We start from the raw sequence: 759 nt of genomic DNA, 5'->3' as shown, positions 1-759 counted from the left end.
TCCTTATACCGCTCGCCGGCGTCGCCTATCTGGCAGTTGGAAGACATCCGCTGGCTGGTCTGGCGCTCGGTTTTGCAGCGGTTGCCGGTGCTTTCACGGTCAACATGCTGATTAAACCACTTGATGCGGTCCTCGTGGAATTCACCAACGATGCGGCACGGCTGGTCGATCCCAATCGATCGATCGGGCTGGCATCAAATGTGTGGTTCTCCATCGCGTCTGTGATCTTCCTCACTTTCCTCATAGCATTCATCACCGACCGCATGATCTCGCCGCGGCTGGGGGAATACAAGCCGGAGGGAGCAGCTGACGGCGCTGTTCCAGATCAGGGGGCCGTGCTGAGCGAGCAGGAGTCACGCGGATTGAGGTTTGCACTCTACGGGCTGATCGGTCTGGTGGTGGTGTTCCTGCTGTTGACGCTTCCCAGTGGCGCGCCGTTGCGCAATCCTGAAACCGGCGAGCTGATTGGCAGTTCCCCATTCATGAACGGCCTGATCGCACTTATCATGCTCCTCTTTCTGGTGACAGGGTGGACCTACGGCATCGGCGCCGGCACCTTGCGGACACTGTCGGAGGTGATCGCTGCCATCGAGAAATCGATCAAGAATATGGGCGGTACAATCTTCCTGTTCTTCGTCCTCAGCCAGTTTGTCGCCTATTTTACCTACACCAACATAGGCACGGTCATGGCACTCAGCCTTTCCGGCGCGCTCCAGGCGGCTAATATTGGCGCTCTGCCACTGCTGATCGGGTTTATCG

General features: G+C 57.8%; 1 protein-coding gene. It reads left to right on the top strand.

The annotated features are described in order from the left end of the window. Positions 1 to 759 (top strand): AbgT family transporter (locus ACXJ5O_RS28820; protein ID WP_457302890.1); only part of this gene is annotated, 759 nt, incomplete at both ends.

Source organism: Phyllobacterium sp. P5_D12 (genome assembly GCF_054049495.1).
Note: the sequence above shows the minus strand (reverse complement) of the source record. Positions and strands in the feature narration are given on the sequence as shown.